Source organism: Streptomyces sp. NPDC046335, from assembly GCF_055587985.1.
In genome coordinates this window covers 25,575-39,867 of record NZ_JBVJFF010000010.1, presented here as the reverse complement: position 1 = coordinate 39,867, position 14,293 = coordinate 25,575, and the positions used below count along the sequence as shown (strand labels likewise).

Below are 14,293 nucleotides of genomic sequence, written 5' to 3'. Positions count from 1 at the left end.
CCGGAGTCGGCGGCTCGGTCGCGGGTGGCCGCCGGTCAGGGCCTTCCGGTCACTGGTACCTCCTCACCCTCGGGAACCGGTCCGGGCGGTGTGCCGTCACCGAACGGGCTTCCGCCCAGCTCCTCGCGGTGGTGCGGCGTCAGCCATCCCTCCAGGTCGGGTCCGAGAGGCACGACACGGGTCGGATTGATGCCCGAGTGCACCTGGTAGTAGTGCCGCTTGATGTGGTCGAAGTCGACCGTGTCGCCGAAGCCCGGCGTCTGGAACAGGTCCCGTGCGTACGCCCACAGCACCGGGTCCTCGGTCAGCTTCCTGCGGTTGCACTTGAAGTGGCCGTGGTACACCGCGTCGAACCGCACCAGCGTGGTGAAGAACCGGATGTCCGCCTCCGTGATGGCGTCGCCGACCAGATAGCGCCGGCTCGCGAGCCGCTCGGAGGTCAGTTCGAGACGGCGGAAGACATCGTGGTAAGCCGCCTCGTACGCCTGCTGGTCCGGGGCGAAACCCGCGCGGTACACGCCGTTGTTCACATCGCGGTAGATGCCTTCCATCACCTCGTCGATCTCGTCGCGCAGCGGCTCGGGGTACAGGTCGGGCGCCCCTTTGCGGTGCAGCGCCGTCCACTGTGCGGCGAAGTCGAGGGTGAGCTGCTGATAGTCGTTCGTGACCAGCTTGCCGCTGGGCACGTCCACGAGCGCGGGGACGCTGACGCCGCCCGGATATCCGCTCTCCCGCGCGTCGTACGCCTCGCTCAGATAGCGGATGCCGAGGACGGGGTCGCGGTCGTCGGGGTCCAGCGTGAACCGCCAGCTCCGGTCGTCCTGGATCGGGTCGGTGACGCCCAGGGACAGGGCGTCCTCCAGGCCGAGCAGCCGCCGCGAGACCAGGGCCCGGCTCGCCCAGGGGCAGGCCCGGCTCACCACCAGGCGATACCGCCCGGACTCCACCGGCCAGCCGTCCCTGCCGTCGGCGGTGACACGGTCCGCGAAGTGGCTCTTGGAGCGCTTGAACTCCTTGTGGCCGTACGAGGCATTGCCCTCTCCGGCGGCCTTGCGTGTGTCGTCCTTGCGTGTGCCGTCCTTGGGTGTGTCGTCCTGTCCGCTCATGACTGGCTCCCCTCTCGTGTGCGGGAACGGGGCAGCGCCGCCTGGCGGGAGCGCTGGGCGGGCGGGGCCTGCGGGATGGCCGGTGGGTGCGGCGGCAGGTCGTAGATACGGTCGATGAGCGCCGCCTCGTTGCCCGTGAGGCCCGCGCGGCGCAGCGCGTCGTCGGCTTCCGCGATCGGCCCCGCCAGCAGCGTGGCCGCGGCGGCGGGGGAGACCTCGCAGGAGCCGGACAGCGCTGCCCGCGCCGTGTGGAGCAGACGCAAGCAGGCCTGGGCGGCGAGCAGTTCCTCGGATGTCGTGCCGGTCATGTCGAGCGACTCCTCTGCGCTGGGTGGCGTGGCGGCATCGCGACGATGCCCACCTCCACTGTGGCGCAAGGGTCTGACAATGGCGCCTCTACGCGGCCGGGACGCGGCGCGTGAGCCGCAAGGTGAGTCCGTCCGGCATAAGGGTCAGCCGTTCGGTGACACGCAACCGGTAGCCGGGGTCGGCGTGCAGGTCGTAGCGGCGCAGCAGCAGTCCGAGGACCAAGGTGGCCTCGTGCAGCGCGAACTGACGTCCGATACAGGCCCGGGCGCCGGTGCCGAACGGTTTGAAGACATGCGCGGGTCTGGCCCGTACCGCCGAAGGAGCGAACCGGTCGGGGTCGAACTCCTCGGGATGCTCGCCCCATGCGGCCGGGTCGCGGTGCAGCATCGTGGCGAGGACCAGCGCCCACGCGCCCCGGCGCATCGGATGCGCGCCCCCGAGCACGGTGTCCGCACGCGCCTCACGGGCGAACGCGGGAGCGGTCGGCCAGAGTCGCAACGACTCGTCGAGCACCCTGCGCAGATAGCGCAACTTCGCCACCTGCTCGTACGCGGGTTCACCGTCCCGTCCCCAGACCTCGTCGACCTCGGCACGCGCACGCGTGAGCACTTCCGGCGAGCGCGAGAGGTAGTGCAGGGCGAACGACAGGGCGCCGGACGTCGTCTCGTGCCCCGCGACCAGGAAGGTGATGACCTGGCGGCGGATGTTCTCCGCGGACAGCCGTTCGCCCGTCTCGGGATGGGCCACGTCGAGCATGCGGTCGAGCAGGTCACCGTGGGCGGCCGGGCTTTCCGAGGCGCGACGGGCCGCCACCACGGCGTCGACGGTGCGGTTGAGGTAGGCCATGTCGGCGTCGTTGCGCCGGTTCGCGCCGCGCAGCAGCAGCGGGGCGAGCGGCGGCGGCACGACGTTGCGGCGCTGGGCGAAGGAGAGCGTGCCTACCATCGCCGTCACGAAGGGGTGCGGGGCCGCCCGCTCGAAGGAGCCGAAATCGTGCCCGAAGCCGGTGCGGGCGATCGTCTCCAGCGTCAGCTTCGTCATGTCGCCCGGCACGTCCACCGCCCGTCCCGCCGACTCCCGCTCGTCCCAGCGGGCCGTGAGCTGCCGCGCGACGTCGAGCATCAGCGGGTGATAGCCCGCCATCGCGTCGCGGCTGAACCCGGGAGCGAGTATGTCGTGAGCCAGTTGCCAGTTGGGCTCGTGGTTGTACGCGGTGAAGAGGCCGTCGCCCGCGACCGGGCGGAGGTTGGCCACGCCCAGGCCCACATGCTTGGCGAACCGCGACTCGTCCGCCAGGTCGGCGGCCAGAGAGGCGCCCCACACGAACACGAACTCCTTGCCGAACGCCTTGCGCCGGAAGATCGGCCCGAGCCGCTCGGCCAGCCGCATCGAGTCCTGCAACGGTGTGCGCACACTGGCGCCCACGACATCGCCGAGCAGCGGCAGACGGCGCGGCGGATGCGGGATGCGGTGCAGCTCCGGCCAGCCCAGCTCCGCGCTGCGGAACCCCTTGGGTGGGGGAGCGGCCGGGCCGTCCTGCCCCGCCGTGGCCCGCGTCGTCTGCGCCATGCGCGCCATCTCCCTTGTCACACAGACTCATTGAGCCTGTTGTACGTGGATTCAATAGGGCTCCCCAGTCTGGGCCCCTTATTGAATTCGCGTCAAGTAAGGTTTTCGCATGGCCGCCACCCCGCAGGAGCGCACGCGCCGCAGACTGAGCAGCGAGGAGCGGCGTGAGCAGCTGCTTTCCGTCGGATCGCGGCTGTTCGCGCAGAAGCCCTACGACGATGTGTGGATCGAAAGGGTCGCGGAGATCGCGGGCGTATCGCGCGGACTCCTCTACCACTACTTTCCGACCAAACGGGACTTCTTCGCCGCCGTGGTCCAGCGCGAGAGCGAGCGCATGCTGCGCCTGACGGCGGCCGAACCGGGCCTGCCGGTGCGCGAGCAGATCACCACCGGGCTCGACACGTTCCTCGGCTATGTGGAGAGCCACGCGCAGGGCTTCCGGGCCTTTCACCGGGCCGAGGCGGCGGGCGACCCCCTGGTCCGCGAGGTCTACGGAAGGGGCCTCGCGGCCCAGGAGCGGCAGATCCTCGCGGCCCTCGCGGCGGACCCGGCCGCCACGGACATCATTCAGGACCCGCCGGCGCTGCGACTGGCGGTCCGGGGCTGGCTCGCTTTCATGGTGGCGGTCTGTCTGGAGTGGCTCGCGGAGCCCGGACTCACGCGGGAACAGGTGCGGGACCTGTGTGCCAAGGCGTTGTTGGGCGCCATCACGCGGTGACGCCGTCGGGGGCCGAGGCGTTCGTGTGCTGAGGCGTTCGCGCGCCGGGGGTGGTGCGTTCCTCGTGGCCGGTGAGGCCCGTTGTCAGTGGTGCGTGCGACGATCGGGCGCATGAATCAAGAACTCGGCGAGCACGTGCGGCGGCTCCGTGCCGACCGCTTCCGCGAGCCTGCGGCGTGCTCCGCCACGTTCGAAGGCAGCTTGAGTCCGGGGGGTCCGGGGAGCCCGGGTAGTTCGGGGAGCCTGGAGAGCTCGGAGAGCTTGGCGAGCTCGGGGGCCTTCGCCCGGTCCGGGGCGCCCCGAGAAGGGAGCCGGTGACATGGTGACGCTCGCCCGCTCCTCCCTCCTGATGGCCTTCGGCACCGTGGTCTCCAGGGCCACCGGTCTGATCCGGCAGGTCCTCCAGGCCGCCGCGCTCGGCACGGGTCTGCTCGCCAGTACGTACAACACGGCCAACACCGTTCCCACCAGCCTCTACACCCTCCTGATCGGCGGCGCGCTCAACGCCGTCCTGGTCCCCCAGCTGGTCCGCGCCCGCGCGAAGGACCCGGACGGCGGCAAGGCCTTCGAGCAGCGCCTGATCACCCTGGTCGTCTGCGTCCTCGGAGTGGGCACGGCACTCGCGGTGTGGGCGGCCCCGCAGATAGTCGGCCTCTATATGCGGGACAGCCCGCAGAACCACGAGGCGTTCCAGCTCACCGTTGTCTTCGCGCGGTTCCTGCTGCCCCAGATCTTCTTCTACGGGCTCTTCGCCATGCTCGGGCAAGTCCTCAACGCCCGGGAGAAGTTCGGCGCGATGATGTGGACGCCGGTCCTGAACAACGTGGTGCTGGTCGCGATGTTCGGGGCCTACCTCGGCCTGATGGCGGTGCCCGACTCCGTCCAGGACATCACCGCCGCCCAGGTCAGACTCCTCGGCATCGGCACCACCTGCGGCATCGCGCTACAGGCCCTCGCGCTCGTGCCGTTCGTGCGCGCCGCGGGCCTGCGCTTCCGGCCGCGGTTCGACTGGCGCGGCACAGGGCTCGGCAAGAGCGTGCAGGCCGCCCGTTGGACACTGCTCCTGGTCCTCGCCAACCAGGCCGCGCTGACCGTCGTCAGCAACTACGCCAACGCCGCCGACCAGCAACTGCCGAACGACGGCGTCGGATACACGGCGTACTCGTACGCACAGACCATCTGGCTCCTGCCGCAGTCCATCGTCACCGTCTCCCTGGTCACCGCGCTGCTGCCCCGGATGAGCAAGGCCGCGGCGGACGGCCGCACCGCCGATCTGCGCGGAGAGCTCTCGCGCGCCCTGCGCCTCACCGGCACCGTGATCGTGCCCGCGGGGTTCTTCTTCCTCGCCTTCGGACCGCAGACCGCCGAGCTGCTCTTCGCCCACGGAGCATCCGACGCCGGCGCCACCGAGCCCCTCGGCCACATGATCCAGGCGTTCGGCCTCGGCCTGATCCCGTTCTCCGCGCAGTACCTACTCCTGCGCGGCTTCTACGCCTACGAGGACACCCGTACGCCGTTCTGGATGGCGGCATGGATCGCGGGCCTGAACATAGCCTTGGCCGCCGCCTGCCACTGGCTGTTGTCACCGCGCTGGGCGGTCACCGGCATGGCCGCCGCCTACACCGTCTCGTACGCCGTCGGCCTGCTCATCACCGCACGGCTGCTGCGCCGACGCCTCGGGGGTTACATGGACGGACGCCGGCTCGCCCGGACCTACGGCAAGCTGATCCTGGCGTCCGCCGGTGCCGGAGCGCTCGGCTGGGCCGCCGCACGCGCGGGCGGCGAGGCGGCACCGACCGGCACGGTGTCGACCGCCCTCGCCCTGGCGGCAGGCGGCGTGACGATGACGCTGGGGTACCTGGTGCTCGCGCGCCTGCTGCGAATATCGGAGCTACGCATGCTGCCGGGCCTGCGCCGCTAAGGCTCCGGCCGGACCTCCATGCGTGCCACGTCGCCGATCAGTCAGGTGGAGCGGCCTCTGCCGCGTCCTGACGGGCGTGACCGAAGCTGCCCTCACCGATGCCCAGCACAGACCCGACCCCGACCCCGCCCCCGACCGGAAGGAGACCACGGAGCGGTTGCCCGCCAAGGAGACCTGGCAGGCCCTGTACCGCCACTTTCGTCCGCACCGCGGTGCCGTCGCCCTCGGAGCCCTCCTCACGCTGATCGGATCGGCGACCGGTCTGGCCCAGCCGTTGGCCGCCAAGGCCCTCGTGGACCGGCTCGGCGGCGATGAGTCCATAGCCGGGATTCTGCTGCTCCTGACCGCGCTCGTGGTGCTCGGCACGGTGATCGAGTCCGTGGGCGCGTACATCCTGGAGCGCACGGCGGAGTCCGTGGTGCTCGCGGCACGACGCAGCCTGATCGGACGGCTGTTGCGGCTGCGCCTCACCGAGGTGGAGCGGACGCAGCCGGGCGACCTGATGTCACGGGTCACCTCCGACACGACGCTGCTGCGCGCCGTGACCACCCAGTCCGTGGTCTCCGCGGTGTCCGGCGGGCTCACCTTCATCGCGACCATCGTGCTGATGGGACTGATGGACCCGGTGCTCCTCGGCGTCACGCTCGGCGTGATCGTGCTCATCGGCGGCGCGGTGTCCCTGGTCATGCCGAAGATCGCGCAGGCCACGCGGCGCGCCCAGGAGGCGGTGGGCACGATCTCCACCGCGCTCGAACGCGCCTTCGGCGCCTTCCGTACCCTCAAGGCGTCCGGTGCCGAGGGGCGCGAGTCGGCGGCGGTGGAGAAGGCGGCACAAGAGGCGTGGCGGCACGGTGTGCGGTCGGCCAAGTGGCAGTCGGTGGCGTGGAGTTCGGTCGGCCTGGCGGTGCAGGTGTCGTTCCTCGCCGTCCTCGGCATCGGAGGCGCGCGGGTCGCGTCCGGCACGATCTCCGTCTCGACGCTGATCGCCTTCCTGCTCTTCCTCTTCTATCTGATCGACCCGGTGTCCCGCATGGTCGAGGCGGCGTCGCAGTACCAGGTGGGATCGGCGGCGGTCGCGAGGATCGTGCAGGCGGAGCGCCTGGAGACCGAGCCGCTGGCTGATCCGACGGCCGGCGCGGGCCGGGGGTCCGCCCCGGGTGCCGCCGCAGGACCGGCCTCCGTGGTCTTCGACGAGGTGACCTTCCGCTACCGCGACGAGCTCCCCTACGTCCACCACGGCGTGAGCTTCGATGTGCCGGGCCCCGGCATGACGGCCTTCGTGGGTCCGTCGGGCGCGGGCAAGACGACTGTGTTCGGCCTCATCGAGCGGTTCTACGAGGCGACGGGCGGCAGGGTGCTCGTCGACGGCGAGGACGTACGGGAGTGGCCGCTGGCCGAACTGCGGGCCGCCATCGGGTACGTGGAGCAGGACGCCCCCGTCCTCGCGGGCACCCTGCGCGAGAACCTGCTGTTCGCCGCGCCCGACGCCACCGAGGCCGAGGTCCTCGACGTCCTCGTACGCGCACGCCTCGACGGCGTGGTCGAGCGGCTGCCCGAGGGGCTGGACACGGTGGTCGGCCACCGGGGTTCCAAGCTGTCCGGCGGTGAGCGGCAGCGCGTCGCGATCGCCAGGGCGTTGCTCAGGAAACCTCGCCTGCTCCTCCTCGACGAGGCCACCTCGCAACTGGACGCCGTCAATGAACTGGCCCTGCGGGACGTCGTCGCGGAGGTCTCCCGCGAGGTCACGGTGCTCGTGGTGGCCCACCGCCTGTCGACGGTGACGATGGCCGACCGGATCGTGGTGATGGACGCGGGGAAGGTACGGGCGGTGGGCACGCACGCCGAACTGGTCGCGTCCGACCCGTTGTACGGAGAACTGGCGGCGACGCAGTTCCTGGCCACGTCGGCGTAGGCCCCAAGCCGCCATCGCCTTCAACAGCGGCCTCGCCGGCACCGTCAAAGGCGGCGGAGCGCCGGCTCTGAGCGCCGACGCGCCCTGAGAGCCTGTGTACCGCGAGTCGTGCCCGGGCAGGTAGCTCCGGTACGGCCACGGTGAGGCGGCGCGACAGGGCAGATCGCGAGAGGCCGGGCCCGTGGTACGGGAGCAGCAGGAGGAGTCGCACCATGGCACACGAGACCGCCCGTGAATGGGAGTTCACCGACGACCGGGACCATCTGGTGAGGGCCCCGAGGCGCCCGGAGCGCCTCATCACCTACGTGCCGACCGGCGCGGCACTGCACGACCATGGCATACGCCCGCTCGGCGTCTTCGGTTCCGCGCACGACGACCCGGCCGTGCCGGACCCGGCCAAGACGGGCAGCCTGCCCCTGGCCGACGTCGCCTACTTCGGGGCGGGGCCCGCGCTGGACACCGAGGCGCTGCTCGGCGCGGAGCCCGACCTGATCGTCGCCCTCACCTACGGCGGCGGCCAGGTGTACGGCATCGATCCGGAGGCCGCCAAGCACCTGGAGGAGCGGGTTCCGCTCGCCGTGCTCGACGTCGGCCGTGGCCGCAGCCTCGCCGGCATCAGGGGCCGCGTCACGGCCCTCGCCCGCAGCCTGGGCGCTCCCGAGCAGCCCGGTGCCGACCACGAACTCGCGGCGGTGGAGGCCAGGTTGAGCGAGGCGGCGGCCGGTCCGGTACGGCCGCGCGTGCTCGCCCTCTCCCCGGCGGGCCCCGACTCCGTCCACCTGGCGAGGCCCTACGCCTGGGCCGACCTGGCCGCGCTCGCCGGCCTCGGTGTCGGGCTCGTGGACCCGGCGCAGGGACAGGGCGGCAACTGGTCCACGACGACATGGGCCGAGGCGGCCGCTCTGGAACCGGACCTCGTGCTCACCGACGTGCGCAGCAACGCGGCCGAGCTGGGCGACGCCCTGGGGCCGGGCGTCCGGTCCCTGCCCTGGAACCCCGAGCTGCCGCCGAGCGCCCGCCAACAGGCCCGCTTCTGCGTCTCGCTCGCCGAAGCCCTGGAGGCGGCGAAGCCCTGAGGGGCGGGCTGCCGGGGCGCAGAGCCGCCGGGCTACTCGTCCCAGGGCGAGTCCTGGATCACCCGTACGAAGTCGCCCCGCGTGAAGCCGGGCACGAAGTGCTCCAGGACATCGGCCTTCACATTGCCGAACGTGGTCTCCGGCTTCGGCGCGATGCCGTCGGTGAACGCCCGCAGGATGCGCCGCTTGAAGTCCGGGCGCGGATGCAGCGCGGTGATCTCGGCGCGGTCGGCCGCGCTGATGTCGTCGAAGCCGATGCCGAGTACGTCGTACTCCACCCCGGCGGTCACCAGGGCCACCTCCGGTTCCATGTACTCGGGGATGCCGGGCGTGGTGTGCAGCGCGATGGCCGTCCATACGCGCCGCACGCCGTCCTCAGGCACTCCCCGGCTCTCCAGGAAGCGACGCGCCTCGTCGGCGCCGTCGACCTCGAAGCGGCGGCCACTGGAACGGAAGCGTTCGCCGAGGCCCAGGTCGTGGAACATGGCGCCGATGTAGAGGAGCTCGGGATCGAAGTCCAGGCCGCGGTTGCGGCCCTGGAGGCCGGCGAACCAGTAGACGCGCCGGGAGTGGTGGTAGATCAGGTCGTCCGTGGTGTCGCGGACGAGTTCGGTCGCCTCGGCGGCCAGCTTGGTGTCCGGAACGGAGATTCCGGCGGCGGAGGACGACGGCTGGGCGTTCATCGGGCGGCTCCTGTCGATCGGTGGCGTAAGGCTTCGCATGGGTCCCGTAGGTGAAGCCGTACGCGTTCCCGTATGCGTTCCCGCATGCGTTCTTGGTTGCGCTCTCTTACGCACTCAAGCCTGGCGCAGGGCCTGCGCGGCCGCCATGTCCCCATGGACAGGAACCCCACAGATCTGGACATGCCCACCGCCTACGCTGAAACCATGCGCCGACCCCAGCCAGTCCACGACGCCGCCGTCCACGACGCCCCCGTCCACGACGTCCTCGTTCTCGCCTTCGACGGCGCCCGCCTCCTCGACGTGGCCGCCCCGCTCGAGGTCTTCCACACGGCTGCCCGCACGACCGGCGCCTACCGGGTACGGGTCTGCACACCGGACGGACGTGACGTCACCACGTCCACCGGGCTGCGCATCGCCGCGGACCTCTCGGCCGCCGACGTCGGCCGGGCGGACACGCTCATCGTCCCCGGCCCCGCCGACCTGCGCATCCTGGACGAACGCCCCGAACTCGTGGAGCTGGTGGCCCGGCTCGCCCCCGGTGCGGGCCGTGTGGCGTCGGTGTGCACCGGGGCGTTCGCCCTCGCGGCGGCCGGACTGCTGCGGGGCCGCAGGGCCACCACGCACTGGGAGTACGCCGACGACCTGGCCCGCGCCCATCCCGACATCACCGTCACGCCGGACGCCATCTACGTCCAGGACGGTCCGGTGCTGACCTCGGCGGGTGTCACCGCGGGCATCGACGTGTGCCTCGCGCTCGTCGAGGAGGACCACGGCCCCGAAGAGGCCCGCCGGGTCGCCCGTGATCTGGTCGTCTTCCTCCAGCGCCCCGGCGGCCAGTCCCAGTTCTCGGCGGCGTCCCGCACCGCGACCACGCGGCATCCGGTGCTGCGCCCGCTTCTGGACGCCATCGCCGCGGACCCGGCGGCCGACCACAGCCTGCGGGCGCTGGCCGCGCGAGCCGGCCTCAGCGCCCGCCATGTCTCCCGGCTCTTCGCCCAGCAGGTCGGCAGCACCCCCGCCGCCCACGTGGAGGTCATGCGTGTGGAGGCCGCCCGCATCCTCCTCGAGCGCGGCGCCTCGGTCACCGAGGCCGCACTCCGCGGCGGCCTGGGCAGCGACGAAACGCTCCGCAGGGCCTTCGCCCGGCACCTCGGGACGACGCCGTCCGCGTATGCCGCACGCTTCCGTACCGCTCGGGGCGAGCCGGCCGGCCCACGTGGCGCCGGCGTCTGACGTGACTGCCGGGGCGCCGCTGTCAGCTCTCCTCGGAACGGCGCGCGCGCAGCGTCCGTACTTTGTGCAGGTTGCCGCAGTGCTCCATCGAGCACCAGCGGCGTCGGCCGGGGCGGGAGGTGTCGACGTAGACGAGGGAGCAGTTGTCGGCGGCGCACATGCGGATGCGGTGGGCGAAGGGGCCGGTCAGCAGGTCCACGGCGTCCCGCGCGACGGTCGAGAGCAGCCCGGACCCGTCAGCGGTCGCCGGCCAGGTCCGCTGTCCGTCCGGCCCGATCGCCGGGGTCAGCGGTGGACGGGCGGCGGCTTCGTTGACGGTGGCGATGTCGGCAGGGGCGGGCGGCTCGTCGAGGGCGCGGGCGGTGGCCACGCGGAACAGGGCGTCGCGCAACCGCCGGGCATCCGCCACCTCGGTCTCGGACACCTGGAGGCGGGGCGTGGGCGTGAGCCGCGACCGTTCGGCCCAGGCGGCCAGGTCGTCCGGGGCGTGCAGCACCTCGTAGCGCCGGAACTCGCCGGGGCCGCCGGTGGTCAGCAGTTCGAGGCAGAGGGCGCCCGGGTCGAAGCGGTAGCCGGCGCCGGTGTGCGAGCGCATCTGGATGCCGGGGGACGCGGATGAGTCCATGTAACCAACATAAATGGTTACGGGCGGCGCCACGGCCGCGCGGGCGGCCTAGACTCCCGTCATGGATGACGACACCACGGACGCGCAGCTCACACGGCTCGGCAGCGGAAAGTACCTGCTGGTCAGCAGCTACCGGAAGGACGGCACCCTCGTGCCGAGCCCGGTCTGGGTCGTCCGCGACGGCGACGCGCTCGGGATCTGGACGGTCAGTGACTCCTGGAAGGTGAAGCGCATCCGCAGGCGCCCGGATGTCATGGTCGGACCCTGTGACGTGCGGGGCAACCCCACCGGGGCGCAGGTGCCCGCGACCGCGGAGGTCTGCGCGCCCGAGGCGACCGCGCGCCTGCGCACCCTCATCACCCGCAAGTACAAGGTCATCGGTTTCCTCACCCTGCTCGGCAGCAGGATCCGGCGGGGCCTTGACGGAACGGTCGGCATCCGCATCACCCTCACGAACTGACGGCCGCCGCGGCGACCCTTCCGGCCAGGTCCTCACCCGTCGCTTCGGCGCGGAAGGCGAGCACCATGTCGCGGGCGTGCCGCAGTCCCATGCGGCCGAAGTCCGCTTCCAGGACGTCCAGTTCAGCGAGGGTCTCGGCCCGGTCGCGGCCGAGGCGCGCACGGCATTTGGCGAGGCCCAGGCGGGACAGCGCGATACCGCGAGGCTCGCCCATGGCGGTGAACTCGTCGAGGGCGACGGCGTACGTGTCGCGGGCCTCGGCGTGACGCCCCGCGCGGTACAGGACGTTGCCGCGCATCTTGAGGTTGTAGGCCAGCGCGCTCGCCAGGTCCATGGCCCGGCAGACCTCCTCGGCCTCCGAGAGCAGCGCGAGCGCACGGTCCGGCTCGCCCCGCAGCGAGAGGACGTCGGCCACACCCCGCAGCGACCATGCGCGCCCCCGGGCGTCCTCCGCCTCCGTGGAGATCCGTATGCACTCCTCGAACAGCTCCAGGGCCTTGGCGTGCTCGCCGGTGTTGCGGTGCATCTGCGCGATGCCGGTCATCGCCCAGACCATGTGCCGGGCCTCGCCGTGCGCGCGGCCCTGTTCGAGCAGTTCTTCGTGCAGCTCGGCGACGGCGGCGTAGTCGCCCTGGATGCGACCGGTCTCGGCGAGGCCCGCGAGCGCGTAGCCGTGGGCGAGGCGGTCGCCGCTGTCCGCGGCGAGCGTGACGGAGCAGGCGAGCAGCCGCCGGGCCAGCGGCAGCGCGCCGCACTGCCGGGCGAGGGTGCCGCCGCTCCACAGCGCCCACGCCATGGCTCCGCGGTCTCCGGCGGCGCGGGCACTGCGGTAGCTCTGCCGCCAGGCGGCACCGGCGTCGTCCACGTTCCCGAGCCGCCGGTTGGCCTCGGCCACCGCGAGGGCGGCGCGCGCCCGCTCGGCCGCGCCGCCCGCCCGGGAGAGCGCGCGGCCGGCCGTGGCGAGCACCTCCTCGTAGGAGGAGTTGACGCTCAGCTCCGAGCCGAGACTGCCCTGATACTCCGGTGCGAATGCCTTGACGTACATGGGCCCGCGGCCTCTCGATCATCGACGACGTGACGTGATCAAGAAGCTACGAGGAAGACCGGGGGCGGCGAATCCGTCCCGGTAGGGGTCATCGCGTACGCCTGAGGTGCTACGCACGACGCCATGATCAGCCTCACGACGTACGGGACGACCACCCCGTGCCCCGTGCCCCGTGCCCCGTGTCCCGCGCCCCGCGTCTCGCGTCCCGCTCCCGCGAGGATCAGGCCGGGCTGTGGTCCTGCGTTGCCTCGGGCGCGGGCTGTTCCTGCGTGGTCGCCGACTGGAGTGACGCGATGCAGGCGCCGATGGCCTGTTGCAGGTCCTCCAGGCGCTTGAGCATGTCGTCCTCGTAGATGTCGTCGATGTCATCGACGTCGTCGAACGTCAGCTCCTCGAAGACCTTCGTCGCCTTCTGCAGGCTGCTGTAGAACTTCGCGCGGCGCTCCTGCACCCGCAGCTCCGGGTCGCTCTGCACGGTCTCCGCGATCAGGTCGCGCACGGTGTCGTACGCCTCGCGCGCCCATTCGCCGGAGTCCTCGCCCTCGTCGAGCTCGTCGATGAGGGACAGATGCCGCTCGGCCTCCTCGCGCAGCTCCGCCGGGGCGTCGATCATCTGCCCCGCGGCCGTCTTGACCTGGCCTTTCTCCACGACCTGGCGGACGTACTCGACGCGGTCGCCCGCCTTGGACTCGGCGGCGACGGCCTTCTTGAGGTCATCGGTGCGGACGATGTCGCGGACCAGCTCGGTGCGGAGCGCCGGGTCCTCGTCGAGCCGGTCCATCAGCGCCTTGCGGGCCGCCTCCGCGGTGCCGGGGTCGGCGAGGATCGCGGCGCGCAGGGCGGTCGGGTTCTCGGCGACCTCCAGAGCCTTGGTGGGGCGGATGCCCTCGGCTTCGGCGGCTTCGGAGATCGCGTTGCCGCGCGGGGTCAGGGCGCTGGAGCGGGAGGCGTAGTACGTCAGCCAGACGTCGGCGTCGGGCAGTTCCACCTCCATGCCGGGGGCCAGCGCCTCGAAGTGCGGCACCATGCCGTCGTCGGCGGCCTTGTCCCAGGCCTTGTAGTAGCGCATGACGCGCTCGGCCGAGCAGCCCGCGAGCTCCGCGAACTCCTTGGCGGAGATCTTCGGCGTCTCGCCCGCGCCCTGCCCGCCGGGGCGGACGCTGCGGGCGACCTTCAGGGCGAAGGCCCAGCCGCCGGTGCGCGCGTAGGCCCCGAAGGCGCGGGCGTCCTCGACCACCAGACGCGCGGCGTCGGCGGTCGCGGCGTCGGCCGTCCCGGCGCCGACGGGCGCGCTCTCCTCGGGCGAAGCGGTCCGCTCGGACGGAGCGCTCTCCTCGGACGGAGCGCTCTCCTCGGACGAAGCGGTCCGCCCGGATGAAGCGCTCTCCTCGGACGGAGCGGTCTCCTCGGTCGGCAGCGCCTCCTCGGCCGGAGAAGAAGCTTCCTCGGGTGACCAGAATTCGTCGGACGGGGCCATGGCTGCGGTCACGGAAGTGCTCCTGGTGTGACAGTGAGGGGGGACGAGGTTGACGCAATACCCTATCGCTCCGATTACGGCATTCGCGGGCGAGTCACCCCGCACCCTCCGGCAGCCCCAGCACCCCCGCAGTCAACGCACCCCCCCAGCCACCTCACT

At 72.0% G+C, this 14,293-nt stretch carries 13 protein-coding genes; 6 read left to right on the top strand and 7 right to left on the bottom strand.

Annotation, left to right across the window (positions count from 1 at the left end; all coding sequences use genetic code 11):
• Positions 1–35: 35 nt before the first annotated feature.
• The 3 genes from ACZ6JY_RS24680 to ACZ6JY_RS24670 form a co-directional block, all read right to left on the bottom strand.
• Positions 36–1,106: a glutathione S-transferase family protein gene (locus tag ACZ6JY_RS24680; protein ID WP_469198872.1), complete on the bottom strand. Its 1,071-nt coding sequence runs from the start codon at positions 1,104–1,106 to the stop codon at positions 36–38.
• The gene (locus ACZ6JY_RS24675) at positions 1,103–1,414 is read right to left on the bottom strand and encodes a hypothetical protein (RefSeq protein WP_469198870.1); all 312 of its coding nucleotides are present in this window, start codon (positions 1,412–1,414) and stop codon (positions 1,103–1,105) included. The genes ACZ6JY_RS24680 and ACZ6JY_RS24675 overlap by 4 nt, the downstream gene beginning before the upstream one ends.
• Before the next feature lie 88 nt (positions 1,415–1,502).
• Positions 1,503–2,984 (bottom strand): cytochrome P450, encoded by a 1,482-nt coding sequence (locus tag ACZ6JY_RS24670; RefSeq protein ID WP_469198868.1) that lies wholly within the window; start codon positions 2,982–2,984, stop codon positions 1,503–1,505.
• Positions 2,985–3,093: 109 nt separating this feature from the next.
• Here ACZ6JY_RS24670 and ACZ6JY_RS24665 point away from each other — a divergent pair, with 109 nt between their 5' ends.
• From ACZ6JY_RS24665 to ACZ6JY_RS24650, 4 genes are all read left to right on the top strand, one after another.
• The gene (locus tag ACZ6JY_RS24665; protein ID WP_469198866.1) at positions 3,094–3,702 is read left to right on the top strand and encodes a TetR/AcrR family transcriptional regulator; all 609 of its coding nucleotides are present in this window, start codon (positions 3,094–3,096) and stop codon (positions 3,700–3,702) included.
• 319 nt (positions 3,703–4,021) lie between these two features.
• Positions 4,022–5,623: a murein biosynthesis integral membrane protein MurJ gene (gene murJ / locus ACZ6JY_RS24660; RefSeq protein ID WP_469198864.1), complete on the top strand. Its 1,602-nt coding sequence runs from the start codon at positions 4,022–4,024 to the stop codon at positions 5,621–5,623.
• A gap of 157 nt (positions 5,624–5,780) precedes the next feature.
• The gene (locus ACZ6JY_RS24655) at positions 5,781–7,535 is read left to right on the top strand and encodes an ABC transporter ATP-binding protein (RefSeq protein ID WP_469199415.1); all 1,755 of its coding nucleotides are present in this window, start codon (positions 5,781–5,783) and stop codon (positions 7,533–7,535) included.
• Between the two features lie 212 nt (positions 7,536–7,747).
• Complete coding sequence (locus tag ACZ6JY_RS24650) at positions 7,748–8,611, top strand: substrate-binding domain-containing protein (RefSeq protein ID WP_469198862.1); 864 nt, start codon at positions 7,748–7,750, stop codon at positions 8,609–8,611.
• Positions 8,612–8,643: 32 nt separating this feature from the next.
• On the opposite strand, the gene ACZ6JY_RS24645 is transcribed toward ACZ6JY_RS24650, so the two are convergent.
• Positions 8,644–9,294: an HD domain-containing protein gene (locus ACZ6JY_RS24645; protein WP_469198860.1), complete on the bottom strand. Its 651-nt coding sequence runs from the start codon at positions 9,292–9,294 to the stop codon at positions 8,644–8,646.
• A 204-nt stretch (positions 9,295–9,498) separates the two neighbouring features.
• Between ACZ6JY_RS24645 and ACZ6JY_RS24640 the strand changes: the two genes are divergently transcribed.
• Entirely contained in the window at positions 9,499–10,527 is a 1,029-nt protein-coding gene (locus tag ACZ6JY_RS24640) for a GlxA family transcriptional regulator (RefSeq protein WP_469198858.1), read from the top strand.
• A 22-nt stretch (positions 10,528–10,549) separates the two neighbouring features.
• Here ACZ6JY_RS24640 and ACZ6JY_RS24635 read toward each other — a convergent pair whose 3' ends face one another.
• Positions 10,550–11,152, bottom strand: coding sequence for a CGNR zinc finger domain-containing protein (locus tag ACZ6JY_RS24635; RefSeq protein WP_469198856.1), 603 nt, complete (start codon positions 11,150–11,152; stop codon positions 10,550–10,552).
• Between the two features lie 61 nt (positions 11,153–11,213).
• Between ACZ6JY_RS24635 and ACZ6JY_RS24630 the strand changes: the two genes are divergently transcribed.
• Positions 11,214–11,612 carry a PPOX class F420-dependent oxidoreductase gene (locus ACZ6JY_RS24630; RefSeq protein WP_469198854.1) on the top strand — a complete coding sequence of 133 codons (399 nt, stop codon included), beginning with the start codon at positions 11,214–11,216 and terminating at the stop codon, positions 11,610–11,612.
• On the opposite strand, the gene ACZ6JY_RS24625 is transcribed toward ACZ6JY_RS24630, so the two are convergent.
• Both ACZ6JY_RS24625 and ACZ6JY_RS24620 read right to left on the bottom strand, forming a co-directional pair.
• Entirely contained in the window at positions 11,602–12,657 is a 1,056-nt protein-coding gene (locus ACZ6JY_RS24625; protein ID WP_469198852.1) for a tetratricopeptide repeat protein, read from the bottom strand. The genes ACZ6JY_RS24630 and ACZ6JY_RS24625 overlap by 11 nt on opposite strands.
• A 220-nt stretch (positions 12,658–12,877) precedes the next feature.
• Complete coding sequence (locus ACZ6JY_RS24620) at positions 12,878–14,146, bottom strand: hypothetical protein (RefSeq protein ID WP_469198850.1); 1,269 nt, start codon at positions 14,144–14,146, stop codon at positions 12,878–12,880.
• Positions 14,147–14,293: the final 147 nt, after the last annotated feature.